Here is a 25910-nt window from a genome sequence, read left to right as displayed (position 1 = left end):
CGGCAGCCCCGGTAGGGTCCGCGCCAATTCAGCCAAAGTTCTGTAACGGACAAGGATCTCCCCTCATGACTCTCCCCCGTTTTCTCCTGCTTTCCGCCTCCTTCGCCGTGCTGGCGGCCTGTTCAAGAGGCGGCGAGACCGAAGGCGAGACGACCTATATCGAAGACGATGCAAGCTCGACCGAGCCCGGCGAGGAAGCCGAAGCCGTCTGGCGCGCCGCCACAGCAGACGACGCCGCCGACAAATTCACCTACGCCAATTACAACGAAGTCCGGGTCACCCATGTGGACCTCGACCTCAATGTGGACTTTGACGCCAAGGTTATCTCCGGCGCGGCGACGCTCGATTTCGAGCGGGAGAAAACGGGCGCCGACACCCTGGTGCTCGACGCCAATGACCTTTCGATTGAAATGGTGGAGGCGCATGTGGGCGGCGACTGGCTCACCGCCGGCTACACCATGGGGCCTGATGATGACGTGTTGGGCTCACGCTTCGCAATTACATTGCCGCAAGGCGCCGATCAGGTGCGCGTCACCTACGCCACCAGCCCGGACGCGGAAGGCATTCAATGGTTGTCGCCGGAACAGACGGCGGGCAACGAGCATCCCTATCTCTTCACGCAGCTTCAGGCGATCCATGCGCGCACCATGATCCCGTTGCAGGACACGCCCGCGGTGCGCATCACCTATGACGCGCATATCACGACGCCGCCGCAGCTTCTCGCCGTGATGAGCGCGCGTCAGGACGAGGATGGCGACCGCGACGGCGATTATTCTTTCCGCATGTCGCAGCCGATCCCGTCCTATCTGTTGGCGCTGGCGATCGGCGATATCGAGTTCAAGGCGATCAGTGACCGCATGGGCGTTTATGCGGAGGACTATATTCTCGACGCGTCGGCCAAAGAGTTTGAAGACACGCCGAAGATGGAGGAGGCGATTGAGGCGCTATACGGGCCTTACCGCTGGGGCCGGTATGACCAGATCGTTCTGCCGCCGAGCTTTCCGTTCGGGGGCATGGAGAATCCGCGGCTTTCTTTCATGACGCCGACGCTCATCGCCGGGGATAAGAGCCTCACCAATGTGGTCGCCCACGAATTGGCGCACTCATGGTCCGGCAATCTTGTCACCAACTCCACCTGGCGCGACGCGTGGCTCAATGAAGGCTTCACGAGCTATGTGGAGAACCGCACCATGGAAGCGCTCTATGGCGAGGAACGGGCGACAATGGAGCGCTCCCTCGACAAGAAATCCTTGATGGAGGATGTCGCCGCGGCTGCGCGCCCTGAACTGACGGCGCTCAAGATGCCGGCCGATCTCGGTCATCCCGATGACGCGTTCTCGGATGTTTCCTATGCCGGCGGCATGTTCTTTCTGAAGTTTCTCGAAACGCGCTTCGGGCGCGACACGTTCGATGCGTTTTTGAAAGACTATTTCGACCATTTTGCTTTCCAGTCGATCACGACAGAAGACTTCCTCGCTTACTTCGAGGATAATCTGTGGGCGGATCACCCTGACGCTGTAAGCCAGGCCGAAATTAACGCCTGGGTTTACGAGCCGGGATTTCCCGACACCATCGAGGACCCGCAATCGGACGCGTTTGACAAGGTGACGGCGCAGATGAACGCCTGGCTCGGCGGCGGCGATGTCGACGGGCTGGTGACCGGCGCCTGGACTACCCATGAGTGGCTGCATTTCATTCGCACCCTGCCGGAGAATATTTCAGTCGACCAGATGGCGGCGCTGGATGAACGCTTTTCACTCTCAACCGCGCAGAATGCCGAGATCGCGAATGTCTGGTACCAGACGTCGATCAAGGCCGGTTATGAACCTGCCTTCGAACCGCTGGATGCGTTCCTGATGCAGGTCGGACGCGGTAAATTCATTTACCCGCTTTATCAGACGCTAGTGGATAATGGCCGCCGGGAATGGGCGAGCGCCGTCTATGAACGCGCCCGTCCGCGTTATCACCCCATCGCCCAGCGCCGGATCGACGCGATTTTCGCCGGGTAATTAGTGCGTATTGCCTGACGTGTTGGGGGTGGGCCCGCGCAGGAGAATCTCCAGCATCGGGCAAACCTCCACATGGCTGTCAAAGACGGCGCCGACAATCAGCGTGTTGTCCCACACGGCGCCGACAGACGAGCCATTGATCTCGCCGTTGACGGAGATGAGGACATCCGAGGCGAGGCCGTTGCGCGGATTGAGGCGAATAACGTGCGACGGTGCGATCGCCTCCGGATCTTCTGCATGTTTGATAAAATCGAAGATCTTTGAATGACCGGCCACCCACAAAGCGCCGTCTCGCGAAACCTCGATATTGTCGGGCGCGGTGTTGACGCGCAGGTTTTTCACGCGCTTCAAGGCGCCGCTTTCAAGATTGCGCGAGAAAACGCCGATGCGGCGCTTTAACAGCTCTGCGACATAAACCGTGCCGCCGTCAGCGGACTTGTTGATGCCGTTGGCGTAGGTGAGGCCGCCGACCACAGAACGGCCTTCAGTGCCGTCATAATAAACGACATCAGTAAGCGGCAGCGCCAGATAGGCTTCGAAGGCGGACAAGGGGCCGCTTTCAAAGCGCCGGTCATTGGTCGCGTAGAATTGCAGTGGCCCAACGCCGACAACGTCATTAGGCGAATACATAGCCGGGAAAGAAACGCTGTCGAGATGACTGAGCTCGCCCACTTCATCCACATCAAAGATTTCGACGATTTCTTCGCCCGTTGTCGGGTGATTGACGACGAAAAGCCGCTTGGTTCCGTCTGCGCCTTTCCAAAGGCTGATCCCGTGCGGCAGGAAATTGTCCATCGCCGGAGAGACGCGTCGCACCGCGTCGGAGCCGTCGAGGCTCATGGCGTAAACGCCATTCAGCGGATTGACGTCTTCGGCGCCGGTGTCGTTGTACCAGGCGCGGCGGTCAGCGGCGGAGATGAAGGCGAGGTTGAGGTCAGGATCGATGGTGACATCTTCCGTTCCCGGCGCGATCTCCACATGGCGGCACTGGTCGACGAGTTTAGTCTCGAGCTTGGCCATGGCGCCGGACGCCGGAACAAGATGATAGACCATGCGTCCGACGGCGATGACCGCCAGGATGCCCAAGGCCCAAAGAAGTATCCGCATTTACGCCTCACCCCGCCGCGCCAGCCCTTCCGGGCTAAAGCGGCGCATGCATGCCCCTCAATAGTCTAACGCAGCGGGTCCTTCTGCGCCAGTCGCTTGGATTTTCGGGGGTTTTTCGTACATGGTGGCCCTGAAAACGTGAACAGGAGCTCCGGAAGCCGACATGACGGACAAAAGGATGATCGCCAGCCCCCGTCAGCTGCCGGGCGCTCTGGCCGGTATGCTCCGCGCCAAATATGAGGTGCGCGAGCCGGCCGAAAGCGTCGCCGCGCCGGATGAATTCGTTTCCCTGGCGCAAGGCGCTGAAGCAGTGTTCGTCACCGCTTTCGATGACATGGACGATGCGCTTATCCGTGCATTGCCGGACAGCGTGAAGCTGATCGCCTCCATCGGCGTCGGCGTCGATCATATCGATCTTAAGGCCGCGGAGCGCCGCGGCATCGCCATCTCCAATACGCCGGAAGTGACAACCGCCTGTCTTGCTGACACGACGATGGGGCTCATCATCGCCGCCTGCCGTCGTTTTCGCGAAGGGCTCGATATTGCGCGCACCGGCGAAGGCCGCGGGATGCTGACGCCGGAAACATGGGGCCAGCGCGTCACAGGGCGCACCCTCGGCATTATCGGCATGGGCAATGTCGGCAAGGAGGTGGCGAAGCGGGCGCAAGGCTTCGATCTCAATATTATTTACACCACGCCGCGTCCCTCGGCGGAGATCGATACAAAATACAACGCCCGCGCTGTTTCCTTCGACGAGCTTTTGAAACAAGCAGACATCATCTCACTCCATTGCCCCCTGAAAGAGCAAACGCATCACCTGATCGACGCCGCCGCAATTGAAAAGATGAAACCCTCGGCGGTGATCATCAATATCTCCCGCGGCCCGGTGATCGATGAGCTGGCGCTGATTTCAGCGTTGAAGTCCGGACGTCTCTTCGCGGCCGGGCTTGATGTGTTTGAAACCGAACCCGACCCTATTCGTGAAGAGCTCTATTCCCTGCCGAATGTTTTTTGTTTGCCGCATATCGCTTCTGCGACGTGGGAGAGCCGCTCGGCCATGGCGATGCGGGTTCTCGCTAATATCGATGCGTTTTTCGAGACGGGCGACGCGTTGGACCGCGTGGTGTAACGGCGCCGATCCTTCATGCGTTCAAGACAAATGGATGGCCGCCTATCTGGCTCCCCGTTCAGTTGGTGAGCGTTGACGGTGCATTGCGCCTTCGGCTTAATGCACATTGCTTAGTTCAAACCGGGAAAAAGATGACATGAAAAATCATGCTGCTCACGCCGTCGCAATTTGCGTTTTTGGTTCTATTGCCCTGGGGTTAAACGGCGCCGCTTTCGCAAAAATGAGCGACGCCGACATTCTGGCGCGCGAAGCGATGGAACAGGAGAATCTCAGAAAAGCTGTCCGTTGCATGGAAATTCTTGAGGTCGAATTGAACGTCGACCAGTTTGGCGAAGAATGTGTGGCGGAAGGGCATATCGAGCATTCTCCCCGTGTGCCCGATGGAAAGGACGGATTGCTTCGTTATTTTGCAGCGCAGCTCGAGCGCTTTCCGGAAATGCATGGCGATATAAAACGCGCGGGCGCCGACGGTGATCTGGTTTGGATGCATATCCATTTCAAAGCGACGCCAGAGTCCGAAGGAAACGCCGGCATGCACATTTTCCGGATGGAGAATGGAAAATTCGCTGAACACTGGGGCGTGGGGCAGCCTGTCGTGGTGTCGACCCTCCATGACAATTCGATGTTTTAGGAATGGCGCCGAGGTCGTCCGGTCAAAGGCGCAATCGGGAAAACAGCGTCACCCCCATAAGGCGAAAAATACCTCACATCTGTTGAATTCGGCCGCTTTTTTGAGCGTTGGTGCAAAGTTATCCACCACTTCCCGGGCCCGCTTATGATGGCTTTTGCGCCGTCATGCAGTCCGACGAAACTGCGTTCGTCTTCGCAGATAAGAGAACGCAATCCCCAAACAGACTCTTGAGGGCGCTATGGGCTAGGGAGCGAAAGCTCGTCTGGTCCGGGCTCTTTGACAGTGTGAATTTATTTGGGGTGTGTTGCGCCTGCCCGTCTCGCCTAGTTGCGGGGCGGGCGGCGCTAACGCTCCCGCCGCAATGCGCGGCCAGCCTGCACGGCGTTCTTGCCGAATTTTTCGCGGATCGCATCAATGGCCTTTTCGGTTTTGGCGATTTTTTCGTTGCCGTCGCCAAAGAGGTCCGGCGCGCTCGCCGTTTCGCCGGCGAAAGACAAGCCGGAAAAGCCCACGCCGATCAGACGATAGGCTTTGCCCTGCGCCGCGTCGTGCAACATGGGCTTGGCCGCCGCAAAGGCGATGCGGGCGAGATTGGCGGGCGCGTCGAGGGTTGTCCGCCGGGTAATGGTTTTGAAATCGGAAGATTTGAGCTTTAACGTCACGGTGCGCCCTTCAAAGCCGGAAGCTTTCATCCGCGCCGAGACTTTCTCGCAAAGCTCCCACAGAACGTCTTCGAGCCATTTCACGTCACGATGGTCTTCGTTGAACGTCGTTTCGGAGGAAACGCTCTTGGTCTCGCGTTCAGGTTTTACCGCGCGCTTGTCGTCGCCCTGCGAGAGGCGGGCGAGTCTGAGGCCCATTTCGCCATATCGTTTGGCGAGCGTTCCCGCATCCATGGTCTGCAACTGACCGATAGTGGCGACGCCATCCTGTTCCAGCTTCGTCGCCATGGCTTTGCCGACGCCCCAGATCATCGTCACCTTCTGACGGGCGAGAAAGGATTTGGTTTCCGCCTTGCCGATCACTGAAAAGCCGCGCGGCTTGTCGAGATCGGACGCCATCTTCGCGAGGAACTTGTTGTGGGAAAGACCGATGGACGCGGTGACGCCAAGCTCGTCTTTAACGCGCGCCTGAAGCTTCGCGAGCGTCAACGCCGGCGGCCCGCCATGAACGCGCGATGTGCCCGTCAGGTCCATGAACGCTTCATCGATAGAGAGCGGTTCGACGAGCGGCGTCAGGTCCAGCATCATCTGTCTGACGGCGCGGCCGACCTCGGCATATTTCGCCATATTCGGCTTGATGATGACGGCGTTCGGACAGGCCTCGCGCGCCTTGAACATGGGCATGGCGGATTTGACGCCATAGGTCCGGGCCACATAGCAGGCGGTTGAGACGACGCCCCGGACCCCGCCGCCGATAATAACGGGAAGGTCCTCAAGCTCGGGATTGTCCCGTTTTTCGATCGCCGCATAAAAGGCGTCGCAATCGAGATGGGCGATGGAAAGCTCGAAAATCTCCGGATGCGCGGTGATTCGCACCGATCCGCAGCGGGCGCAGCGTGGGCGCGCGCCGCCCCCGGTCACCGTCAGCGTCTCGCCGCAATCGCGGCAAAAACCGGGAATTTCATCATTTTCAGGCATTTAGAGGCCGAAAACCCTTTAAAATCCGCCCGGAGAAGGCTCCGGGGCGTTCAGGATAAACAATCAATTAAGACCTTTTGCGCAAAACTTTCCATCTCAGGGGCCGATTCGCGTTCGGGCCCCGAAAGACGGACAAAAAGGCGTACTATGTCGGCCATGGAAAAGCTTGATTATTCAGCGGAACCGAAAACGGTGCTGATCGTTGAGGACAACGAGCTGAACATGAAGCTGTTCAGGGATCTTCTGGAAATCCACGGCTATCAGACGCTGGAGGCCCGCACCGGGCCGGAAGCGCTGGAAGCGCTGAAAGACAATCATCCGGACCTCATTTTGATGGATATTCAGCTTCCCGAAGTTTCGGGGCTCGAGGTCACGCGTGAAATCAAGAACAGTCCCGATCTCGCCGATATTCCGGTGATCGCCGTTACGGCTTTCGCCATGAAAGGCGACGAAGAACGGATCCGTCAGGGCGGTTGCGAAGATTATATCGCAAAACCGATCTCCGTGGCGACGTTTCTTGAGAAAGTGAAAAGGTATTTGGACTAGGCTGTAGGGGTCTTAATAACCCTTTAAAGCCATGGGGGCTGCATGACGGCGCGCGTATTGGTCGTCGATGATCTGGAACCGAACGTCAAACTGCTCGAAGCGAAACTTCGGGCGGAGTATTTCGACGTACTCGGCGCCTATTCCGGTCAGGAAGCGATTGACCTCGCCGCCGCCGAAAAGCCTGACATCATCCTGCTCGATGTGATGATGCCCGGTATGGACGGTTTCGAGGCCTGCCGGAAGCTCAAGGCCAATCCTGAAACCATGCACATTCCCGTCGTCATGGTGACCGCGCTCGACCAGCAGGCGGATCGCGTCGCCGGTCTGGAAGCCGGCGCCGATGACTTCCTGACAAAGCCCGTTGAAGACCTCGCGCTGTTTGCGCGCGTGCGCTCGCTGACGCGTCTCAAGATGATGACCGATGAGCTGCGCGCCCGCTACGCCACCGGCAAAGATCTCGGCATTGTCGGCAAGATCGATCCCGATGCGGAAATGGGCGAGACCCGCGTTTTCCTTATCGATGATAATGAAGACCAGGCGGCGCGCCTGATCGCGGCGCTGGATGATGACGCCTATCAGGTCGTTCACGAGGCCGATCCGGAGATTGCTCTCAGCCGCGCCCGCTCAGGCGAGTTCGACCTGATCCTGGTGAATCTCTCCATTGAGGCCATGGACCCGCTGCGCCTGTGCTCAACCATCCGGTCTTTTGAGGAAACGCGCCTGACGCCGATCCTCGCTGTGGTGCGCCACGGGGACACCAGAAAGCTCGTGCGCGCCCTTGATATCGGGGTCAATGACTATGTGACCCGGCCTGTGGACAAGAACGAGCTCACCGCCCGGGTCTCCACCCAGTTGCGCCGGAAACGCTATGTGGACCAGTTGCGCTCATCCTTCCAGGTGAGCCTTGAAATGGCGGTCACCGACCAGCTGACCGGCCTTTACAATCGCCGCTATCTCGCAAGTCATCTCTCGGCGATGTTCGACCGCGCCTATTGGACCGGCCGTCCGCTATCCGTGATGATTCTCGACATCGACCATTTCAAAGAGGTCAATGACAAGCACGGCCACGATATGGGCGACCTTGTGTTGAAAGAGTTCGCCGAACGCATCTCAGGAGCGATAAGGGGCATCGATCTCGCCTGCCGCTATGGCGGGGAGGAATTCCTGGTCGCCATGCCGGATACGGATCTCGCCTTCGCGTCTGTCGTCGCCGAGCGTCTGCGCCAGGAAATCGCCGGTTCGAAATTCATGTTCAACAATGGCCGCGATGAACTGAACGTCACCGTTTCCATCGGCCTTGCGTCAACCGAAAACGGACCGGAAGACGACAGCGCCCAGAAGCTGATCAAACGCGCCGACGAAGCGCTTTACGAAGCCAAGAATGGCGGGCGCAATCGCGTGATCCAGAGCGCGGCGTAACCCTCTAAAAACCTTGAAAAGACAACAAAAAAGCCGCCTTCGAGGGCGGCTTCTTCATTCCGGTGAGGAGGGCCGATCTTACTTGATCTTGCCTTCCTTGAATTCCACATGCTTGCGCGCGACGGGGTCGTATTTTTTCAGTACGAGCTTCTCCGTCATCGTGCGGGTGTTCTTCTTGGTCACGTAAAAATAGCCCGTGTTGGCTGTGGAGTTCAGCCGGATTTTGACGGTGGTTGGCTTGGCCATGGGTCGCTCCTTGGGACCTTTATTCGCGCAAAATGAGCGCGGACCATACTCATGGTCTTTGGGGTGTCAAGCCATCGCCGCGCTTTTTCGCCTTTAGCAAGCGTTAAACATCCGCTTCCGGATCGGCGTCGGGGCCTGCAAAGCCATGCATGCGATTCGCCCATTGCAGTCCGATCATGGCGCCCTTCGACGCCGGCAACAAAGCCCAGGAGGCGAGGGTGATCAGCGGCAGCCAGATCGCAAATTGCAGCGTGATCGGCGGATCGAAGAGCTGCTTCACGGCGAGGGCGAGGGGAATCATCACATGGCCGACGATGATGATCGTAATATAGGGCGGGGCGTCGTCCGCGCGATGACCCGACAGGTCGAGGCCGCAAGACTCGCATTGGGGCTTCGTTTTCACATAGCCGGAAAAGAGCTTTCCGCGCCCGCATTCCGGGCATTTATGGGCCGCGCCCCGGGCCATGGCCGACGCCCAGGAACGCCTGTCCCGATCGCCGCCGAAGGTCTGAACTGCTTGTGTCATAGGCGTTTTATGGGGACCGCGCAGGCTCACTGCAACGCGCCCAAAGCGCGCGGGGGATCACGATCCACGGATCTAACCAAAGACCCGCTTGAAAATCACATCCACATTCTTGGTGTGGTAGGTGAGGTCGAAAAGCTTTTCGAGATCAGTCTCGGACAAATGCGTCGTCACATCCATGTCGGCCTTGAGATTATCGAGGAAGAGGCCTTCCCCGCGCCAGGCCGGCATGGCGTTGCGTTGAACGAGGGAATAGGCATCCTCGCGCGAGGCCCCGGCTTGCGTCAGCGCCAGCAGCACGCGCTGGGAGAAGATGAGGCCGTTAAGGCTGTTCATATTGTCGAGCATCCGCTCGGGATAAACCACAAGGTTCTCAACGACGCCGGCGAGCCGGTTGAGCGCGAAGTCGAGATGCACCGTCGCATCCGGCCCGATGCCCCGCTCAACGGAGGAGTGTGAGATGTCCCGCTCATGCCAGAGCGCGACATTCTCCATGGCGGGGATCACCGACATGCGCACAAGCCGCGCGAGGCCGGTGAGGTTTTCCGTCAAAACCGGATTGCGCTTGTGCGGCATCGCGGAGGAGCCTTTTTGCCCCTTGGAGAAAAACTCCTCGGCCTCGAGCACTTCGGTGCGCTGAAGATGGCGGATTTCGACCGCAAGACGCTCGACCGAGGAGGCGATGACGCCGAGGGCCGCAAAATAAGCAGCGTGGCGGTCGCGGGGGATCACCTGCGTCGAGACAGGTTCGACGCTGAGGCCCATCTTCTCCGCCACATATTCTTCAACCGAGGGGTCGATATTGGCGAAAGTGCCGACGGCGCCGGAAATGGCGCAGACGGCGATTTCCTCGCGCGCGGCCTCGAGCCGCTTCTTGCCGCGCTCAAACTCCGTATAAAAGCCCGCAAGTTTGACGCCGAAGGTTGTGGGTTCGGCGTGAATGCCGTGGCTGCGCCCGACACAGACATCGTTCTTGTGCTCAAGGGCGCGTTTCTTCAGCGCCGCGAGCACCCGGTCCATATCCCCAAGCAGAAGATCCGCCGCGCGGGTCATCTGCACGGAAAGGCATGTGTCGAGCACGTCCGAAGATGTCATTCCCTGGTGAACGAAGCGGGCGTCCTCGCCGACGAATTCAGCGAGATGCGTCAGGAAGGCGATGACGTCATGCTTCACCTCGCGCTCGATCTCATCAATGCGGGCGACGTCGAACTCGGCCTTGCCGCCTTTTTCCCAGATCGTCTTCGCGGCGCTTGCCGGAATGACGCCCAGTTCCGCCAGCCGGTCGGCCGCATAGGCCTCGATCTCGAACCAGATCCGGTATTTGGACGCATCTGACCAGATCGCGGCCATTTCCGGACGGGTGTAGCGGGGGATCATCAGTGTCTCCGTTAAATCGCGTTGGGGCCGCTGGAAGGCGTTGGCTCGCCGTCAAGATCGAGGGACCCCAGTTCCAGCGTTTTGGGCGCGGCTTCGCCGGTCGCGGCGGGAGCAGGCGGGCGCTGACGCTGGCCCCAGATCCACCAGCCTACAGCGAGGCCGATGACAAAAGCCGCCAGCAAAAGCGCCCACATATGCAAGGCCAGCCAAAGCATCCTCGCATCTTCTCCCTAATCGCCCGGTTTCGCCCTTAGCGCTTGTCGAGATCGAGATAATCCCGTTTCGGGGCTCCAGTATAGATCTGCCGAGGGCGGCCGATCTTCTGGTTCGGATCTTCAATCATTTCGCGCCATTGCGCGATCCAGCCGACGGTCCGGGCAAGAGCGAACAGGACCGTAAACATGTCCGTCGGGAAGCCGAGCGCGCGAAGCGTGATGCCGGAATAGAAGTCGATATTCGGATAGAGCTTCTTCTCGACGAAATACTCGTCTTCGAGGGCGATGCGTTCGAGCTCCATCGCCACCTCGAGAAGCGGCTCATCCTTGACGTTAAGTGCGTCAAGCACTTCGTGACACGCATTGCGCATGACTTTCGCGCGCGGGTCGTAGTTTTTATAGACCCGGTGGCCGAAGCCCATCAGGCGGAACGGATCGTCCTTGTCTTTGGCGCGCTTGATATATTCAGGGATTTTATCGACCGAGCCGATTTCTTCCAGCATGTTGAGCGCGGCTTCGTTGGCGCCGCCATGCGCCGGGCCCCACAGCGACGCGATGCCCGCGGCGATGCAGGCGAATGGGTTGGCGCCGGACGAGCCGGCAAGCCGCACCGTCGACGTCGATGCGTTCTGCTCGTGATCCATATGCAGAATGAAGATCTTGTCGAGCGCATCGCAAAGGACGGGGTTGAGAGCGTATTCCTCGGCTGGCACGGCGAAGCACATGCGCATGAAGTTTGACGTGAAATCGAGATCGTTCCGTGGAAAGACGAAAGGCTGACCGATCGAGTATTTATACGCCATCGCTGCAATGGTCGGCATTTTCGCAATCATGCGGTGGATCGCGACCCGGCGCTGATAAGGATCGTTGATATCCGTTGAGTCGTGGTAGAAGGCGGAAAGCGCGCCGACGACGCCAACCATGATCGCCATGGGATGCGCGTCGCGCCGGAAGCCTGAGTAAAAATTCTTCAGCTGTTCATGCACCATGGTGTGGTGCGTGATGGAGGTGTCGAAGCGCTGACGCTCCGCCTTGCTCGGTAGCTCGCCATTGAGCAGGAGGTAAGCGACTTCCAGAAAGTCGGAATTCTCCGCGAGCTGATCGATGGGATAGCCGCGATACAGGAGCACACCCTCATCGCCATCGATAAAAGTGATCTTTGACTCACAGCTCGCCGTTGAGGTGTAGCCGGGGTCGAATGTGAACGCCTTGGTTTGCTTGTAGAGGGCCCTGATATCGACCACATCCGGCCCGTGAGTCGCTTTAAAAACGGGCAGTTCAGCGGTTACCCCATTGACCGTGAAGCTCGCCGTATCCGATTGTTTTAGATCACTTTTCATGGATATAGCCTTTTCTTTTCGCAGCGCGTCAACGCATTTTGCGGCGCACACTAGCCAGTTTAATCAAGGGTTTCCAGTCCCGCGTCAGCCAGCCTGATCGCCAAGCCTGGCGCGCGATTCGACTCTACCCAACCCGTATAGCACTTCGCCTAGCCCCGGCGAAGGCCGCCCGGCGGTCAGCGCCGCCCGGGCCGGCGGACCGACGACCCCGAATCCCACGTTTTTCGCCGCGGCGAAGGCCTGAAGCGTCCGGTCCAGGGCCTCCGGCGACGCCCAAATCGCCTCATCCTCGAGGGCCTGGTTAAGATCGTTAAGGATTTCCGGCGCGCCTTCCTTGCGGAGCGGTTTTGCGGCCTTGCCTTCCACGCTGAGGGGACGCTCCAAAAACAGGAATTCCGACGCCGGAACCACATCGGCCAGCGTCGCGCAGCGTGTTTTCAAAAACGCCGCTGAACGCTCAAGCCGGGCTTTGTTCTCCGCTGTCAGATCGACCCCGGCCTTTTCAAGAAACGGCGTCGCCCAGCGTACAAACTCTTCGTCGCTCAACGCCGCAATGTAATGCGCATTCACATGGTTGAGCTTGTCGAGGTCGAGCCGCGCAGGCGCCTTGTTGATGCCTTTGAGATCGAAAAGCTGCTTGGCCTTTTCATAAGAGATGATCTCTTCGTCGCCATGGGCCCAGCCGAGGCGAAGGAGATAGTTGAACAGCCCTTCCGGCAGATAGCCGTCATCCCGGTACGCCTCGACGCCCAGCGCGCCATGCCGCTTTGAAAGCTTCGCGCCGTCGCTGCCATGGATCAGCGGAATATGAGCGAAGACAGGCAGGGGCCAGCCGAGCGCCTTATAGATTTGTGTCTGGCGCGCCGCATTGTTCAAATGATCGTCGCCGCGAATGACATGGGTCACGCCCATATCGTGATCGTCGACGACGACAGCGAGATTATAGGTTGGCGCGCCATCCGAGCGCAGGATAATGAGATCGTCGAGCGCCGTGTTCGGAAAGGCGACACGCCCCTGCACAGCGTCTTCGACAATCGTCTCGCCGTCGCGCGGCGCCTTGAACCGGATGGCATAGGGTGCGTCAGGCGCGCTCGACGGATCGGCGTCGCGCCACGGGCTTTCAAACCGGACATTGTTCTCACGCGCCTTGTCGCGTGCGGCGGTGAGTTCCTCCGGCGTCAGGTAGCAGCGATAGGCCTTGCCTTCCGCGAGGAGTTGTTGCGCGATTTCCGTATGGCGCGGGCCTCGTGCAAATTGCGATACGGGATCGCCGTCCCAATCGAGGCCCAGCCATTTGAGCCCGTCAATGATGGCGTCAACCGCCGCCTCATTGTGGCGGGCGCGATCCGTGTCCTCGATGCGCAGCAGAAACTTGCCGCCGCGCCCGCGCGCATAGAGCCAGTTGAAAAGCGCCGTCCGCGCGCCGCCAATATGCAGATATCCAGTGGGCGAGGGCGCGAAGCGGGTGACGACAGGCTGTTGATTATCGGCCATACTAAAAAGACCGGCTCCTCTTGTTGCGTTTCGGTTTGGCGGGCGCGGGATAGCATGAGGGGGCTCCGGCGCCTATGCCCGGACTTGGGGGGCGCATTGGCGGGGCGATGACGGATGGTCGCTGAACTGGCGAAAACCGGTCCTGAGACGCAAGCGCATGGTGAGACCTTCGCCGAAGCGCCGCCCCTGTCGCGCATGGCGTTTCTTTCATGGCGGGCGCTACAGCGCTGGGCGGCCCTGGACTTCGCCCGCCTTTCCCTGTGGACGCCCGCAGCGATCGGGCTCGGCGCCGGGCTTTATTTCGGGCTCAAGGCGGAACCGGATTGGCGCATCGGCGCCGCGGCGCTGGTTCTTCTCGTTTGCCTTTCCTTGTGGCGAAGCTCATTTCAACGCGCGATGACGGCGCTCATGTTTGTGACGCTCGGTTTTGTCGCCGCGGACTGGCGCACGGCGCAAGTGGCCGCGCCGCAGCTTGGCCGCGAGCTTGGCATTGTGGAGACCACCGGGCGGCTTCTTTCCGTTGAGGAAAGCGAGCGCCAAAGGCGTTATGTGGTCGCGCTCAACAGCATTGAAGATCTCCCGCCTGATGAAACGCCGGCGCGGGCGCGCATCACCTGGCGCGGCGAAGGCTTTGACGCCCGGCCCGGCGATCTCATCAGCGTTCGCGCAAGATTGTCTCCGCCGCCGCCGCCCGTTGCGCCCGGCGCGTTTGATTTTGCGCGCCAGCTCTATTTTCAGCGCATCGGCGCCGTCGGGATCGCCGTGTCGGCGCCGGTTGCCGATCCGGCGGCGGAGAAGAGCTTCAGGCAATTGCTGGCGGCCGATATTGAAACCATGCGCGTCAATCTCGCCGCGCGCATTATTGAGGCGACGCGCAACCACAAGGAAGGCGGGGCGATCCTCGCTGCGATCGTCACGGGCAAACGCGGGGCGATTTCGGACCGCGCGGAAGCCGCCTTGCGCGATGCCGGGCTCGCCCATTTGCTTGCGATTTCGGGCCTTCATATGGGTCTTGCGACAGGGCTCGTCTTTTTCACCGTGCGCTTTGGCCTCGCCGCGATCGAACCCGTCGCCTTGCGGTTTCCCATCAAGAAATGGGCGGCGGGGGCGGCGCTCCTCTCCGGTCTTTTCTATCTCATATTGTCCGGGGGCGGATGGTCAGCGCGGCGCGCCTTCATCATGGCGGCGATCATGTTTCTCGCGATCCTTGTCGACCGGCGCGCGTTGTCCTTGCGCAATGTCGCGATTGCGGCGGTGATTATTCTCCTGACGACACCGGAAGCGCTTTTCCATCCCGGCTTTCAGATGTCGTTCGCGGCCGTGACGGCGCTGATCGCCGCATATGAATGGTTCAGCGCCCGTGCAAAACCGGCCTTTGATCCGTCATGGGCGTCGCGTCTGCGCACATACCTAATTGCATTGGCCCTGACTGACACTATCGCGGCGTTGGCGACAGCGCCTTACGCGCTGTTTCACTTCAACCGGGTTGCGATTTATTCGCTGCCGGCAAATATGGCGGCGATGCCGCTGATGGGGTTCCTGATCGTTCCGTTCGCCGTTCTTGCCCTCGTCCTCACGCCCTTTGGTCTCGATGCATGGGCCTGGCGCATCGCCGCCTGGTGGATGGAAGTTGTCCTCAATATCGCAAGCTGGGTGTCCGGACTTGAAGGGGCCGTCTCCACGACGCCGCAATGGCCGCAATCGGCCATGCTGGCGTTGACGGCTGGCGGGCTTTGGCTGTGCCTGTCCCGCGCGCCATGGCGGCTGGCGGGGCTCGCCGCGATCCCGATTGCCGCTCTCTTGGTCGCCCATGCGCGCCCGCCGCTGCTATTCGTCTCTCCGACAGGACTTAACGCCGGCGTTGTTGCGCAGAACGAAGAGGGTGAGCCGACGCTCTTCGTTCACTCCACGCGCCGGGAAAAATTCGCCGCGAGCATGTGGGAAGAGGCGGCGGGCTTAGACATCGAGCGCGTCAGACCCGAGGCGATCTCGGAGATTTTCACCTGCGACGCGGCGGGTTGCGCTGGCGACATCAAGGACCGCGCCCATATCACCGCCGCATTTGTGAGCGATAAGGCGAGCCTTGCAGAAGATTGCCAGCGCGCCGATCTGGTGGTCGCCTTTTTCCCGGTCAGCAACAAAGACTGGCGGGCCTGCAAAGCTTTTCTGATCGACCGCCGCTCAGCCTGGAAACGCGGAGCCCATGCGCTCTGGATTGAGCCCGATGGAAGACTTAAGGTTCAGTCCGCCAATGAACTGCGCGGGATAAGGCCTTGGACGGGCGCGCGCTAATTGTAGCGACGCATCAGCCCGACAAGCTTGCCCTGCACCGCGACGCGATCCGGACCATAGATGCGCGTTTCAAAGGCGGGGTTGGCGGCTTCGAGCGCGACGGAGGCGCCCTTGCGGCGCAAGCGTTTCAGGGTGGCTTCCTCATCATCCACGAGGGCGACGACAATAGCGCCGTTCTCTGCGTCGGAGCAGCGCTTGATGACGACAAAGTCGCCATCCTCAATGCCGGCGTTGATCATGGATTCGCCCTGCACCTCGAGCACGTAATGATCGCCCTTGCCGATAAAGGCTTCAGGGGCTGAGAAGCGGTCCACTTCATGCTGGATGGCTTCGATCGGCGTGCCGGCGGCGATGCGGCCAAGAACCGGCAGATCGACAACGCCGGCTGCGGCCGCCGAGACCTGTGGGGACCTGGTTGATGTGGAGGGGCGCCCGCGCTGAAAATCAGGGCTCGACACCACGGCCGGGCGGAAGCCCTTTTGCGCAGGGCTCGGTTTGACACTCGGTTTCGCGTCTTCCGGCATTTTCAGGACCTCAAGGGCCCGGGCGCGGTGCGGCAGGCGGCGGATGAAGCCGCGTTCTTCCAGCGCCGTGATGAGCCGGTGGATGCCGGATTTGGAGCGCAGATCCAGCGCCTCTTTCATCTCGTCAAAGGATGGCGAGACGCCGGTCTCGCTGAGCCGGTCATTGATGAAAACCAGCAGCTCATGTTGTTTCTTGGTGAGCATTTCCGCCCTCGCACTTCTTTTTGCGGACCGCGACTCCAGGGAGATTTTCCCCGGACCCAAGCCCGTTGCAGGTTCCTCTGACGGTGGGCATTCAACCAAAGGCTGTTTGCACGCCCGAAACGACAGAAGAACAAAACGACAACGATGTTCTATGGTTGTTCTTGGGGGCCGTCAACAGGCGAAAAGGAATCAGGCAATGGAAACAGGGTGGAGGAGCGCTTTTGTTGCGGCCTTTACATCCTGCTGGCGCATGAGGCTTTCTCCAACGAGAAACCCCTTGGCGCCGTCGCCAGCGAGCCGAACGAGGTCGGCGTGGCTGTTGATTCCGCTTTCGCTGACAAGCAGCGCGGAGGCCGGCGCCAGCGCGGCGAGCCTCGATGTTGTATCAAGAGAGGTCGCAAAAGTCGCTAAATTCCGGTTGTTTATACCAATAAGATTGGCGTTAAGCTTAATGGCGCGGCGCATCTCTTCCTCGTCATGGGTCTCCACCAGCACGTCGACATTGAAGCGCGCAGCGGCTTCCATCAGCTCGCCGGCCTGCGCGTCGGAGAGGCAGGCCATGATCAGGAGAATGCAGTCTGCGCCCCAGGCCCGGGCTTCGGCGACCTGATAAGGATCGATCATGAAATCCTTGCGCAGGGCGGGAAGGCGGGTCGCCTCGCGGGCCTCCGCCAGGAATTCCGGTGCGCCCTGAAAGCTCGGAGAATCAGTGAGGACGGAAAGGCAGGCCGCGCCGCCCGCCTCATAGGCCCGGGCGATGTCCGCCGGGCTGAAATCGGGCCGGATAAGCCCTTTCGACGGGCTCGCCTTTTTCACTTCCGCGATGAGGGCGAAACCGTTTGCCGCTTTTTTCTCCAGCGCCCGCCGGAACCCGCGCACGGGCCCTGCGTCCTTCGCCAGCGCCTCGATGGCCGCCATCGGCGCATTGGCTTTCGCCTGCGCCACCTCCGTCTTCTTATAGGCGATGATGTCGTCGAGAATGGTCATTGGTTCGACAGCTCAACCAGTCTTTTCAGCGCCCCCATGGCCGCGCCCGTATCGATGGCTTTTTCGGCCATGCGCGCCGCGGCGTCGAGATCATCGGCTTTGTCAGCCACGATCAGCGCGGCGGCGGCGTTCAAGACAGCTATGTCGCGATAGGCGGATTTTTCACCTTCGAGCAAGCGCCACAGCGCGGCGGCGTTTTCCGATGGATCTCCGCCGGCGAGATCGGCGGCGCTGGCGCGGCCCAACCCGGCGTCTTCAGGTGTAACGTCAAATTCGCTGACAGCGCCATCTTTCAGCGCGGCCACATGACTGGCGCCCGTGGTCGTCAATTCATCGAGGCCATCGCTTCCGTGAACGACCCAGGCGCGCGTCACGCCAAGCAGCGGCATCACCTCGGCGATGGGACGCACGAGATCGCGCGCAAACACGCCCATGACCTGCCGTTTGGCGCCGGCGGGATTGGACAGGGGGCCGAGCACATTGAACAGGGTTCTGACCCCCAGCCCTTTGCGCGCCGCGGCCACATGCCCGACCGCTTTGTGATGAAGCGCGGCGAACATGAAACCCACATTCGCGTCCTCAATACAGCAGCTAATCTGCTGCGGGGAAATATCGAGTCTGACGCCCAGCGCCTCCAAAACTTCCGACGAGCCGGATTTGGAAGACAGCGCCTTGTTTCCGTGCTTGGCGACTTTAACGCCGCAACCGGCGGCAATCAGCGCGGACGCCGTTGATATGTTGTAGGTCCCGGCGCCGTCGCCGCCGGTGCCGCAGGTGTCGATTACGTCATCAGGCGCATCGACCTTCAGCGCGTGATCGCGCATGGCCATCGCCGCCGCTGCAATTTCCTCCACGGTTTCGCCGCGCGCGCGCAGGGCGGCCAGAAAACCGGCGATCTCGATATCGCTGGCGTCGCCGGAAAAAAGCGCATTCATCGCCGCGCGCATCTCGTCAGCGGACAAGGACACGCCCGACGTGGCGCGCTGGAGATGCGGCGTGAACGAACTCATTGGCGAACCGTCGCAAGAAAATTTGCAAACATCTGCACGCCATGTTCCGTCGCGATGCTTTCAGGGTGGAACTGCACGCCCATGATGGGAAGCTCGCGATGGGCGAGACCCATGATCTCATTGTCATCGGCGGCCGTCGCCGTGACGGTCAGCGCATTCGACAGGCTGGTGCGTTCGGCGACCAGCGAATGATACCGCGTCGCCGTGAAAGGCGAGGGCAGCCCGGCGAACACGCCTTGCCCGTCATGGGTGATGTCCGACGTTTTTCCATGCATCAGCCGCCCGGCGCGGGCGATGACGCCGCCAAAGCTCTGGGCGATGGATTGCATGCCGAGGCAGACGCCGAAGACCGGCGCGCGCCGCTCAGCCGCGAGCTTCACCAGATCGAGGCAAATGCCGGCTTCATTGGGCGTGCAGGGGCCCGGGGACAGGACAATCGCCTCGGCCCCCATCTCCAGCGCCTCCGCCGCCGTCAGGGCGTCATTGCGGACAACGGTCACTTCCTCCCCCAATTCCCCGATCAGGTGAAAAAGGTTGAAGGTGAAACTGTCATAGTTGTCGATCAGCAGGATCATTGGGCCCGAGAATCAGTAATAGTGATCTGTTGGGAGAATGATTTAACGCCGATGCGAAAGGGCGCAAGCCTTTGTTTTTGCATGAGGCGGCGAGAACGATGACGCAGATGCGCGCAAAAAGAATAAAGAGCGTCCGGTTTCCCGGGGAAAGGGCAGGCAACGCCGGGCTGATCGCCACCGTGGCGATGGCGTTCGCCGGCGTTCTGGTGGGCGCGCTTTCCGCTTATCTCGGCCAGCGCGGCGCAACCGCCGCCGCCATTGTACGGGCGCCGTCAGAGCAAACAGAAATCGCAGAAGATCCGGCGCGCATAGAGCGCGATCGGATTATCGCGGAGATCGTTTCCGGCGCGCCGGAACGGTTGCGGCCGCCGGACGGGCAATTGCCCGCCTATGCTGCGCCCGCCGCCCGGCCCAAAATCGTGATCATTCTCGACGATATGGGGGTCGACCGGCGCAACAGCGAGCGGGCGCTGACCCTTCCCGGACCCGTGACCTATTCCTTCCTGCCTTACGCGAGAAAGGTGCGCGATCTTGCCGAGGCGGCGCGCAAGGGCGGCGCGGAAATCATGCTGCACCTTCCCATGGAGCCGCATGGCGACGCCGATCCGGGATCTCATGCGCTGAAAATCGACATGACGGGCGGTGAGTTTTTGCAAACGCTTGAATGGAATCTCGACCGTTTCGAAGGTTATACGGGCGTGAACAATCACATGGGCTCTAAGGCCACTGAAGACATCGCCGCCATGAAGACGCTGCTCGGTTATCTTAATCACCGCGGCGTCTTTTTTCTCGACTCGGTGACGACACCGGACAGCGCGGCGCGGTCGGCGGCGAAAGAGCTTGGCGTTGAAATTTTTTATCGCGACGTTTTTCTCGACAATGAGGTCGGCGATGGGGAATCGGTGAAGGGACAGCTGGCGCTTGCCGAGCGCATTGCGCGCGAGACCGGCTATGTTGTCGCTATCGGCCATCCGCGTCCGGAAACGCTGGACGTTCTCGGCCCCTGGCTGACGACGGCGCCGGCGCGCGGATTTGACCTTGTGTTCGCGAGCGCCTTGAGGCGGATCGATGACACCGCCTCTCAACCCCAAACCTATGCGGCGGCGGCGAGGCTTCGGTTGTAAGCCCACAAAAAAAGAGCGCCGAAGCGCTCTTTTTCTGATGAAAGGCGGTTTCGCTAAGCCGCTTTTTTCTCGGCGATATAGGCGTCGACCAGCTCTTCAAGGATCGGAAGGGCGACAGCGCCGTTTTTGAGGACGACATCGTGGAAATCGCGAATGTCGAAATCATCGCCCAGCGCCTTTTTCGCTTTTTCACGCAGATCGAGGATCTTGATCATGCCGATCTTGTAGGAAAGCGCTTGGCCCGGCATGTCGAGATAACGCTCGACTTCTTTCGTGGCGTCTTCCTCGGTCATCGGGTTGTTGTCGAGCATGTACTGGATCATTTCCTCGCGGGTCCATTTCTTGGAGTGCCCGCCCGTGTCGACAACAAGACGGCAGGCGCGCAGCATTTCGTTCTGCAACCGGCCGAAATCCTGCATCGGGTCGGTGAAGCGGCCTTCTTCTTTGGCGAGACGCTCGGCGTAAAGCCCCCAGCCTTCGGTATAGGCGCCGAAGAACGCAAATTTCTGGAAGGTGGGAACGCCGGTCAGCTCCTGCTGGATAGCGATCTGGAAATGGTGGCCTGGCGCGCCTTCATGATAGGCGACGGTTTCCATTTCGTGCTTCTGTTTGGTCGTCATGTCCTTGAGGTTGACATAGTAGATGCCCGGGCGCGAACCATCCGGGGACGGACGGTTATAGAAGGCGATGGGCGCCGTTTCTTCACGCCATTCCTCGACCTTGCGCACTTCCAGCGGCGCTTTCGGCAGAATGTTGAAGTATTTGTCGACGTCAGCGTAGATCGAGTCGATATAGGCTTTCGACTGGTCGAGATAGGCCTGCTGGCCTTCTTCCGTATTAGGGAAGAAGTTCGACGGATCGGTGCGCAGATGGTCGAAGAACTCTGAAAGCGTGCCGTCAAAGCCCACCTGCTGCATGATCTTCTTCATTTCCTTGCGGATGCGTTTCACATCCTTCACGCCGATCTTATGAATTTCCGCGGCGCTAAGGTCTTTTTCACTGGTCCAGAAAGAAATACGGTTTTCGTAATATTCCTTACCCTGCGGCAAGGCCCACACGCCATTGGGGCCATGTGACTGATCGCGCAGCGACGCTACTTTCGCGACGAATTTATCATAGGCGGTTTTATAAGGGCCGGTCAGCGCCGCTTCCGCTTCGGAAATGAGCCGCGCCTTTTCGGCGGCGCTGATTTCAAGCGCTTCAACCTTGGTTTTGAAGTCTGCGTAGATCGCATTGTCTTCGCCGCTGTCGTCGAAAGGCGCGCCCTTGGTCATGTTGGAGCTGTCTTCCAGCACCGGATCAAAGGAGAATGACGTCGGCACGATGCCGCGCTCGGCGGCCATGTCGATACCTTCGATCAGTTGATCCATGGCGGTGTCGAGCTTGCTGATCCGCGAGATATAGGCTTCGGAATCGGAGACATTGGCGACGCTATGAATGTTTTGAAGAAACGTCGCAGGAAACGTCGATGGATTATTCATCGTTGAAAAGGCGTAACCGTGAAAGCGGTAATCGAAACCTTCAACAGCGCGTTCCTGCAGAAATTCGAAAATGCGATAGCTGACTTTCGATTGTTCGGAGAGTTTGTCGTAGTCGAATTCCGTCCGGAGACGGGCGAGATCGTCTTTGGTTTCTTCGTTCTGGCGGATCGCTTCGGCGTCGGAGAAATCGTCCCATTCGCCATAGCGTTCCGTTTTCATGCCAAGCTGGGCCTGGAAGATCGGGCTGTTGGCGAGATTGCGCTGGAAGATTTCCTCGAAAAAGGCCGAGAGGCGCTCATCTTCGGTTTGTGCGGTTTCCGCGGCGGCGGGTTCGGCGGCTTGCGCATAGGCGTGCGCGCCGGCGAGCGCGGCGAAGGCGGTTGTCGCCGCCAGTGCGGCTTTGAGTGATTTCAGCATAGGGTGCCCCTTCCATGGTCTTTAAGCGCGCCCGAATGCGCGCAGGTTGAGCCGGTTGTAGTCCATATCGCCGTTGAGGGCTGATGGCTTTATCGCACGGCGCGGGCGATTCGTCGCAAATCCCCTGCGGGTCAGCGCCGCATCAGCGATTGCCCTCACGGGCGAGAGCCGTCTTGGCGGCGGCGAACAGCGCCTTCGCCTTGTTTTCGCATTCGGCCTGTTCTGAAGCCGGATCGGAATCTGCGACGATCCCGGCGCCGGCCTGCACATACATCGTCCCATCTTTGACGACAGCGGTCCGCAGCGCGATGCAGGTGTCTACATTGCCATTGGCTGAAAAATACCCGATGGCACCGGCGTAAACCCCGCGCGCTTCTTTTTCGAGTTCGTCAATGATCTCCATGGCGCGGATTTTCGGCGCCCCGGAAACCGTGCCGGCGGGAAAGCCGCTGACAACGGCATTCACGGGATGTTCACCGTCGCGCAAACGGCCCACCACATTGGAAACGATGTGCATGACATGACTGTAGCGCTCGATAGAGAACTGATCCGTCACCTTTACAGAACCGACCGCCGCAGACCGTCCGACATCATTACGGCCAAGATCGAGCAGCATCAGATGTTCTGCGCGCTCTTTCGGATCATTGATCAGCTCTTCTGCAAGCCGTTGATCCTCTTGCGTCGTGGCGCCGCGCGGGCGCGTGCCGGCAATGGGGCGGATGGTGATTTCGCCGTCGCGCACACGCACCAAAATCTCCGGGCTCGATCCAATGACGGAGAACACGTCGAAATTGAAATAGAACATGAAAGGCGAGGGGTTTGATCGCCTGAGCGCGCGGTAAAGGGAAAAAGGCGGCGCCTCGAACGGACGCGAGAAACGCTGGCTCAGCACCACCTGAAAAATATCGCCCGCGCCGATATAGTCTTTGGCGCGCGCCACCATCGCCTTGTAGTCGGCCTCATCGGTGTTTGACGTCTGCGGCGCGTCCTGCGACGCTTCATTGCTGGCGCCGCGCGCCTCGGCCAATGGCGCCTGGAGATCAGAAACGGCATCGGCAAGGCGTTCTGACGCGCGGGAATAGGCGGCGCGTGCAGACAGGCCAGGCTCCGGGCGGACAGGCGAGAACAGGCTGATCTCCTGGCGCACATTGTCAAAGATCGCCACGACCGTCGGCCGAATGAAAAGGGAGTCAGGCGTTCCGAGACCGCCTTCCGGTTTCGGTCCCAGACGCTCCATCTGACGCACCATGTCATAGCCGAGATAGCCGAAGACGCCAGCGGCCATGGGCGGCGCGCCTTCGGGCGGCGTCAGTTCGGACTCAGCCAGCAGCTTTTTCAGATTATCGAGCGCCGCTCCCTCTTGCGGTTTGAACGTATGCACATCCGCGGCCGCATTGCGGTTGATTTCCGATTGTGCGCCATTGGCGCGCCAGATGACGTCCGGCTTGAAACCGATCACGGAAAACCGGCCAAGCTGTTCACCGCCTTCGACCGACTCCAACAGAAACGCGTTCTTGCGATTGGCGGCGAGCTTCAGATAGGCCGACACCGGCGTTTCGAGGTCGTTGACGAGGCTGCGCCAGACCAGTTGCGGCCGTCCGTCAGCGTAAGCCCTATCAAAACTCTCAAAATCAGGGCTAACGCTCACAGCTTGCTAGAATCCGTCGTTAAAGATTGCGTCGATCTGGCTTTGGTTGATCTTCACGCCATAATCTTCGCGAATGCCCTCGACAAAGGCTGAAATCAGTTCCTGATCGAGTTGCATCCCCACCAGTTCGGCGAGACGCTGTTCTTCCGGCGGAGAAATGGCGCTGCGGCCAAACCCGATTTCGCGCACCTCGGCGATCACTTGTGCGCCGCTGTTTCCGACAGAGCTGGCGACGAGATCATTCAAACCGGCAAAGAATATTTGCTCGTTGAACGGCTTGTCGATCACCTCATTGGTGAAGCGGCGGTCAATCACCATTTCAATCGGCGCACGTCCATATTGATCGGCGACATCGTTCAAACTTTCACCAGCCCTCACGGCTTCGCGAATGGCGGCGACTGTTTTTTCAATACGCTCGCGGCGTTCGGCGGCGCGCCAGCGTTCTTCCACTTCTGACTCGACATAATCATAGGGTTTCAGCGCCGGAGGGGTGATCTCGCGGAGCGACACAAAGAAATAACCATCTTCCGTTGCAAGCCGCAGCGCCTCGCTTTGTTCGCCTTCGTCGAGCTGGAAGGCTTCAGCGATCGCTTCGCCCGGCACCTTGTCGATGATGGCGCCGCCCGGCGCGAAGCTGACGCGGTCAATGGGGCCGAAGGTTTCTACCGCAAAACCCGCCACTTCCGCAGCCTCGGAAAGTTCGGCGCCGGTGTCGCGTTCTTCCTCGATCTCATCGATGGCGTCCTGCATCCGGCGGCGCACATCGTTGTCGAGATAAGAGGCTTCCAACTCGGCGCGCACCTCTTCGAAGGAGCGTTCCTCGCCCGGCGTCACGCCGGCGACCTGCGCCACGGTCCAGCCGAACAGGCTACGTACGGGACCGACGACCGCGCCTTCCTCAACGCTTTCCTCGAACGCCGCAGCGCCAACAGCCGGATCGACAATCTGGTTTTGTGTGGCGTCGGCGAAGGTCACGGCGTCAAGCGTCAGCCCGCGCGCCAGCGCGAGACTTTCAAAGGTCGCTCCCTGCGCCAGGTCGGCGATGGCGGCTTCGGCTTCCGCTTCGGTTTCATAGGTGATCTGGTAGAGCGTGCGCGTTTCCGGCGTTGAATAGAGCCGATCCTTGCCAGCCTCATAAAGGCGGCGCATTTCTTCTTCCGGCGCTTCCAGCCCTTCGCGGAAATCTTCCGACCGCAAGACCAGAAGATCGAAGGTTCTGTATTCCGGCGCCGTGAAGACCTCTTTGTTTTCTTCGTAATAAGCCTGAAGGTCTTCTGGAGTCGGTTCGGCGGCTTCACCGGCCATTTCGTCTGTTACGGTCAGATAGGCGACGCGGCGGCGCTCAGTTTCACGCAGAATCATCGCATCCATGAAGCTGTCCGGCGCCGATGCTTCGGAGACGAGCGCTTCGACCAGCTGGCTCCGCCGCAGATCGTCATGCATCATCGATTCAAATTGTTGCACCGTCAGGCCGTTGCTCAGGAGAATGTTTTCGAGCGTCGTCCGGTCGAATTCACCGGTCGCCGGATTCTGAAAAATCTCGGTCTCCTGCAGATAGTCACGGATCGCCTCGCGCGGCAGGGCGAGGTTCATTTTCTGCGCATACTGGTCGAGGGCCGACTGGGTGACGAGCCGGTCCACGACCTGTCCGGCCATGCCGCTGGCGACGGCCTGCTCTCGGGTGAGCCCGCCGCCGGATTCGCGCGCCGCGCGCTGGAAGGTCTGGTCGAACTCACGGCTCACCGTCCGCTGGGAGAAACTTTCACCGCCTACGGTGACCGCCGAATTGGACAGGAGCTGCGAGGCGCTCGGCACCTGCCACAGCGCAAAAGCGGCCACCAGAAGGATGATAATGATCCAGGCCACCACTCCTTTGAGTGCGCCGCGAACCTGACTGAGCATTGATACCGCCTCGATTTCCGGGCCAAATAACTGGCCGCATTCCAAAATTGTCGCGTAACCTAGTGGCGCT

At 60.1% G+C, this 25910-nt stretch carries 22 protein-coding genes; 7 read left to right on the top strand and 15 right to left on the bottom strand.

Annotated elements, in window-relative coordinates; all coding sequences use genetic code 11:
- The first annotated feature begins 65 nt into the window (after positions 1 to 65).
- Positions 66 to 2009 carry a M1 family metallopeptidase gene (locus ACFC5L_RS10455; RefSeq protein WP_375202998.1) on the top strand — a complete coding sequence of 648 codons (1944 nt, stop codon included), beginning with the start codon at positions 66 to 68 and terminating at the stop codon, positions 2007 to 2009.
- On the opposite strand, the gene ACFC5L_RS10450 is transcribed toward ACFC5L_RS10455, so the two are convergent.
- Positions 2010 to 3116 (bottom strand): SMP-30/gluconolactonase/LRE family protein, encoded by a 1107-nt coding sequence (locus tag ACFC5L_RS10450; protein WP_375202999.1) that lies wholly within the window; start codon positions 3114 to 3116, stop codon positions 2010 to 2012.
- 163 nt (positions 3117 to 3279) lie between these two features.
- Here ACFC5L_RS10450 and ACFC5L_RS10445 point away from each other — a divergent pair, with 163 nt between their 5' ends.
- Both ACFC5L_RS10445 and ACFC5L_RS10440 read left to right on the top strand, forming a co-directional pair.
- On the top strand, positions 3280 to 4245 hold the full coding sequence (locus tag ACFC5L_RS10445; protein ID WP_375203000.1) for a 2-hydroxyacid dehydrogenase: 966 nt from the start codon (positions 3280 to 3282) through the stop codon (positions 4243 to 4245).
- A 220-nt stretch (positions 4246 to 4465) separates the two neighbouring features.
- Complete coding sequence (locus tag ACFC5L_RS10440) at positions 4466 to 4876, top strand: nuclear transport factor 2 family protein (protein WP_375203001.1); 411 nt, start codon at positions 4466 to 4468, stop codon at positions 4874 to 4876.
- A 344-nt stretch (positions 4877 to 5220) separates the two neighbouring features.
- Here ACFC5L_RS10440 and ACFC5L_RS10435 read toward each other — a convergent pair whose 3' ends face one another.
- A complete protein-coding gene (locus ACFC5L_RS10435; protein ID WP_375203002.1) occupies positions 5221 to 6516 on the bottom strand; it encodes a DNA polymerase IV in 1296 nt (431 codons plus the stop codon).
- A 147-nt stretch (positions 6517 to 6663) separates the two neighbouring features.
- Here ACFC5L_RS10435 and ACFC5L_RS10430 point away from each other — a divergent pair, with 147 nt between their 5' ends.
- Both ACFC5L_RS10430 and ACFC5L_RS10425 read left to right on the top strand, forming a co-directional pair.
- A complete protein-coding gene (locus ACFC5L_RS10430) occupies positions 6664 to 7062 on the top strand; it encodes a response regulator (protein ID WP_375203003.1) in 399 nt (132 codons plus the stop codon).
- A 42-nt stretch (positions 7063 to 7104) separates the two neighbouring features.
- Positions 7105 to 8481, top strand: coding sequence for a PleD family two-component system response regulator (locus tag ACFC5L_RS10425; RefSeq protein ID WP_375203004.1), 1377 nt, complete (start codon positions 7105 to 7107; stop codon positions 8479 to 8481).
- A gap of 78 nt (positions 8482 to 8559) precedes the next feature.
- Here the strand turns inward: ACFC5L_RS10425 and rpmG are convergent, their stop codons facing one another.
- The 6 genes from rpmG to gltX form a co-directional block, all read right to left on the bottom strand.
- On the bottom strand, positions 8560 to 8727 hold the full coding sequence (rpmG, locus tag ACFC5L_RS10420; RefSeq protein WP_375203005.1) for a 50S ribosomal protein L33: 168 nt from the start codon (positions 8725 to 8727) through the stop codon (positions 8560 to 8562).
- 103 nt (positions 8728 to 8830) lie between these two features.
- Positions 8831 to 9253: a DUF983 domain-containing protein gene (locus tag ACFC5L_RS10415; RefSeq protein WP_375203006.1), complete on the bottom strand. Its 423-nt coding sequence runs from the start codon at positions 9251 to 9253 to the stop codon at positions 8831 to 8833.
- A gap of 72 nt (positions 9254 to 9325) precedes the next feature.
- Positions 9326 to 10627 (bottom strand): adenylosuccinate lyase, encoded by a 1302-nt coding sequence (gene purB / locus ACFC5L_RS10410; RefSeq protein WP_375203007.1) that lies wholly within the window; start codon positions 10625 to 10627, stop codon positions 9326 to 9328.
- Positions 10628 to 10638: 11 nt separating this feature from the next.
- Positions 10639 to 10842 (bottom strand): hypothetical protein, encoded by a 204-nt coding sequence (locus ACFC5L_RS10405; RefSeq protein ID WP_375203008.1) that lies wholly within the window; start codon positions 10840 to 10842, stop codon positions 10639 to 10641.
- Positions 10843 to 10877: 35 nt separating this feature from the next.
- Complete coding sequence (gene gltA / locus ACFC5L_RS10400) at positions 10878 to 12182, bottom strand: citrate synthase (protein ID WP_375203009.1); 1305 nt, start codon at positions 12180 to 12182, stop codon at positions 10878 to 10880.
- Between the two features lie 84 nt (positions 12183 to 12266).
- A complete protein-coding gene (gene gltX, locus ACFC5L_RS10395) occupies positions 12267 to 13676 on the bottom strand; it encodes a glutamate--tRNA ligase (protein ID WP_375203010.1) in 1410 nt (469 codons plus the stop codon).
- 114 nt (positions 13677 to 13790) lie between these two features.
- Between gltX and ACFC5L_RS10390 the strand changes: the two genes are divergently transcribed.
- The gene (locus ACFC5L_RS10390) at positions 13791 to 15968 is read left to right on the top strand and encodes a ComEC/Rec2 family competence protein (RefSeq protein WP_375203011.1); all 2178 of its coding nucleotides are present in this window, start codon (positions 13791 to 13793) and stop codon (positions 15966 to 15968) included.
- Here ACFC5L_RS10390 and lexA read toward each other — a convergent pair.
- The 4 genes from lexA to ACFC5L_RS10370 all read right to left on the bottom strand — a co-directional run bounded on the left by lexA (position 15965) and on the right by ACFC5L_RS10370 (position 19268).
- Positions 15965 to 16696, bottom strand: a complete 732-nt coding sequence (gene lexA / locus ACFC5L_RS10385) for a transcriptional repressor LexA (RefSeq protein ID WP_375203012.1) — start codon at positions 16694 to 16696, stop codon at positions 15965 to 15967. The two genes, ACFC5L_RS10390 and lexA, sit on opposite strands and share 4 nt — an antisense overlap.
- Before the next feature lie 189 nt (positions 16697 to 16885).
- The gene (trpC, locus tag ACFC5L_RS10380; protein WP_375203013.1) at positions 16886 to 17683 is read right to left on the bottom strand and encodes an indole-3-glycerol phosphate synthase TrpC; all 798 of its coding nucleotides are present in this window, start codon (positions 17681 to 17683) and stop codon (positions 16886 to 16888) included.
- On the bottom strand, positions 17680 to 18693 hold the full coding sequence (gene trpD / locus ACFC5L_RS10375; protein ID WP_375203014.1) for an anthranilate phosphoribosyltransferase: 1014 nt from the start codon (positions 18691 to 18693) through the stop codon (positions 17680 to 17682). The genes trpC and trpD overlap by 4 nt, the downstream gene beginning before the upstream one ends.
- A complete protein-coding gene (locus ACFC5L_RS10370) occupies positions 18690 to 19268 on the bottom strand; it encodes an anthranilate synthase component II (protein ID WP_375203015.1) in 579 nt (192 codons plus the stop codon). Before ACFC5L_RS10370 ends, trpD begins: the two co-directional genes overlap by 4 nt.
- A 98-nt stretch (positions 19269 to 19366) precedes the next feature.
- On the opposite strand from ACFC5L_RS10370, the gene ACFC5L_RS10365 reads away from it, so the two are divergent.
- Positions 19367 to 20392, top strand: a complete 1026-nt coding sequence (locus tag ACFC5L_RS10365; protein ID WP_375203016.1) for a divergent polysaccharide deacetylase family protein — start codon at positions 19367 to 19369, stop codon at positions 20390 to 20392.
- Between the two features lie 53 nt (positions 20393 to 20445).
- Here the strand turns inward: ACFC5L_RS10365 and ACFC5L_RS10360 are convergent, their stop codons facing one another.
- The 3 genes from ACFC5L_RS10360 to ACFC5L_RS10350 form a co-directional block, all read right to left on the bottom strand.
- Positions 20446 to 22290 carry a DUF885 domain-containing protein gene (locus ACFC5L_RS10360; RefSeq protein WP_375203017.1) on the bottom strand — a complete coding sequence of 615 codons (1845 nt, stop codon included), beginning with the start codon at positions 22288 to 22290 and terminating at the stop codon, positions 20446 to 20448.
- A 142-nt stretch (positions 22291 to 22432) separates the two neighbouring features.
- Positions 22433 to 23938 (bottom strand): anthranilate synthase component I, encoded by a 1506-nt coding sequence (trpE, locus tag ACFC5L_RS10355; protein ID WP_375203018.1) that lies wholly within the window; start codon positions 23936 to 23938, stop codon positions 22433 to 22435.
- A 6-nt stretch (positions 23939 to 23944) separates the two neighbouring features.
- Positions 23945 to 25840, bottom strand: a complete 1896-nt coding sequence (locus ACFC5L_RS10350; protein ID WP_375203019.1) for a peptidylprolyl isomerase — start codon at positions 25838 to 25840, stop codon at positions 23945 to 23947.
- Positions 25841 to 25910: the final 70 nt, after the last annotated feature.

It is taken from the genome of Hyphococcus sp., from assembly GCF_041986965.1.
Classification (GTDB): Bacteria; Pseudomonadota; Alphaproteobacteria; order Caulobacterales; family Parvularculaceae; genus Hyphococcus.
The sequence above is the reverse complement of the archived record's forward strand: the minus strand, read 5'-3'. Positions and strand labels throughout refer to the sequence as shown.

Excerpts from the sequence above, each read along its gene's own strand:
- ACFC5L_RS10430 (WP_375203003.1), top strand. The coding sequence starts at position 6,664 with ATGTCGGCCATGGAAAAGCTTGATTATTCAGCGGAACCGAAAACGGTG.
- ACFC5L_RS10455 (WP_375202998.1), top strand. The coding sequence starts at position 66 with ATGACTCTCCCCCGTTTTCTCCTGCTTTCCGCCTCCTTCGCCGTGCTG.
- trpD (WP_375203014.1), bottom strand. The coding sequence starts at position 18,693 with ATGAGTTCGTTCACGCCGCATCTCCAGCGCGCCACGTCGGGCGTGTCC.
- purB (WP_375203007.1), bottom strand. The coding sequence starts at position 10,627 with ATGATCCCCCGCTACACCCGTCCGGAAATGGCCGCGATCTGGTCAGAT.
- lexA (WP_375203012.1), bottom strand. The coding sequence starts at position 16,696 with ATGCTCACCAAGAAACAACATGAGCTGCTGGTTTTCATCAATGACCGG.
- ACFC5L_RS10450 (WP_375202999.1), bottom strand. The coding sequence starts at position 3,116 with ATGCGGATACTTCTTTGGGCCTTGGGCATCCTGGCGGTCATCGCCGTC.
- ACFC5L_RS10405 (WP_375203008.1), bottom strand. The coding sequence starts at position 10,842 with ATGCTTTGGCTGGCCTTGCATATGTGGGCGCTTTTGCTGGCGGCTTTT.
- gltX (WP_375203010.1), bottom strand. The coding sequence starts at position 13,676 with ATGGCCGATAATCAACAGCCTGTCGTCACCCGCTTCGCGCCCTCGCCC.
- ACFC5L_RS10435 (WP_375203002.1), bottom strand. The coding sequence starts at position 6,516 with ATGCCTGAAAATGATGAAATTCCCGGTTTTTGCCGCGATTGCGGCGAG.
- ACFC5L_RS10390 (WP_375203011.1), top strand. The coding sequence starts at position 13,791 with ATGGTCGCTGAACTGGCGAAAACCGGTCCTGAGACGCAAGCGCATGGT.
- ACFC5L_RS10370 (WP_375203015.1), bottom strand. The coding sequence starts at position 19,268 with ATGATCCTGCTGATCGACAACTATGACAGTTTCACCTTCAACCTTTTT.
- ACFC5L_RS10440 (WP_375203001.1), top strand. The coding sequence starts at position 4,466 with ATGAGCGACGCCGACATTCTGGCGCGCGAAGCGATGGAACAGGAGAAT.
- ACFC5L_RS10445 (WP_375203000.1), top strand. The coding sequence starts at position 3,280 with ATGACGGACAAAAGGATGATCGCCAGCCCCCGTCAGCTGCCGGGCGCT.
- ACFC5L_RS10415 (WP_375203006.1), bottom strand. The coding sequence starts at position 9,253 with ATGACACAAGCAGTTCAGACCTTCGGCGGCGATCGGGACAGGCGTTCC.
- trpC (WP_375203013.1), bottom strand. The coding sequence starts at position 17,683 with ATGACCATTCTCGACGACATCATCGCCTATAAGAAGACGGAGGTGGCG.
- ACFC5L_RS10365 (WP_375203016.1), top strand. The coding sequence starts at position 19,367 with ATGACGCAGATGCGCGCAAAAAGAATAAAGAGCGTCCGGTTTCCCGGG.
- rpmG (WP_375203005.1), bottom strand. The coding sequence starts at position 8,727 with ATGGCCAAGCCAACCACCGTCAAAATCCGGCTGAACTCCACAGCCAAC.
- gltA (WP_375203009.1), bottom strand. The coding sequence starts at position 12,182 with ATGAAAAGTGATCTAAAACAATCGGATACGGCGAGCTTCACGGTCAAT.
- ACFC5L_RS10350 (WP_375203019.1), bottom strand. The coding sequence starts at position 25,840 with ATGCTCAGTCAGGTTCGCGGCGCACTCAAAGGAGTGGTGGCCTGGATC.
- ACFC5L_RS10425 (WP_375203004.1), top strand. The coding sequence starts at position 7,105 with ATGACGGCGCGCGTATTGGTCGTCGATGATCTGGAACCGAACGTCAAA.
- ACFC5L_RS10360 (WP_375203017.1), bottom strand. The coding sequence starts at position 22,290 with ATGCTGAAATCACTCAAAGCCGCACTGGCGGCGACAACCGCCTTCGCC.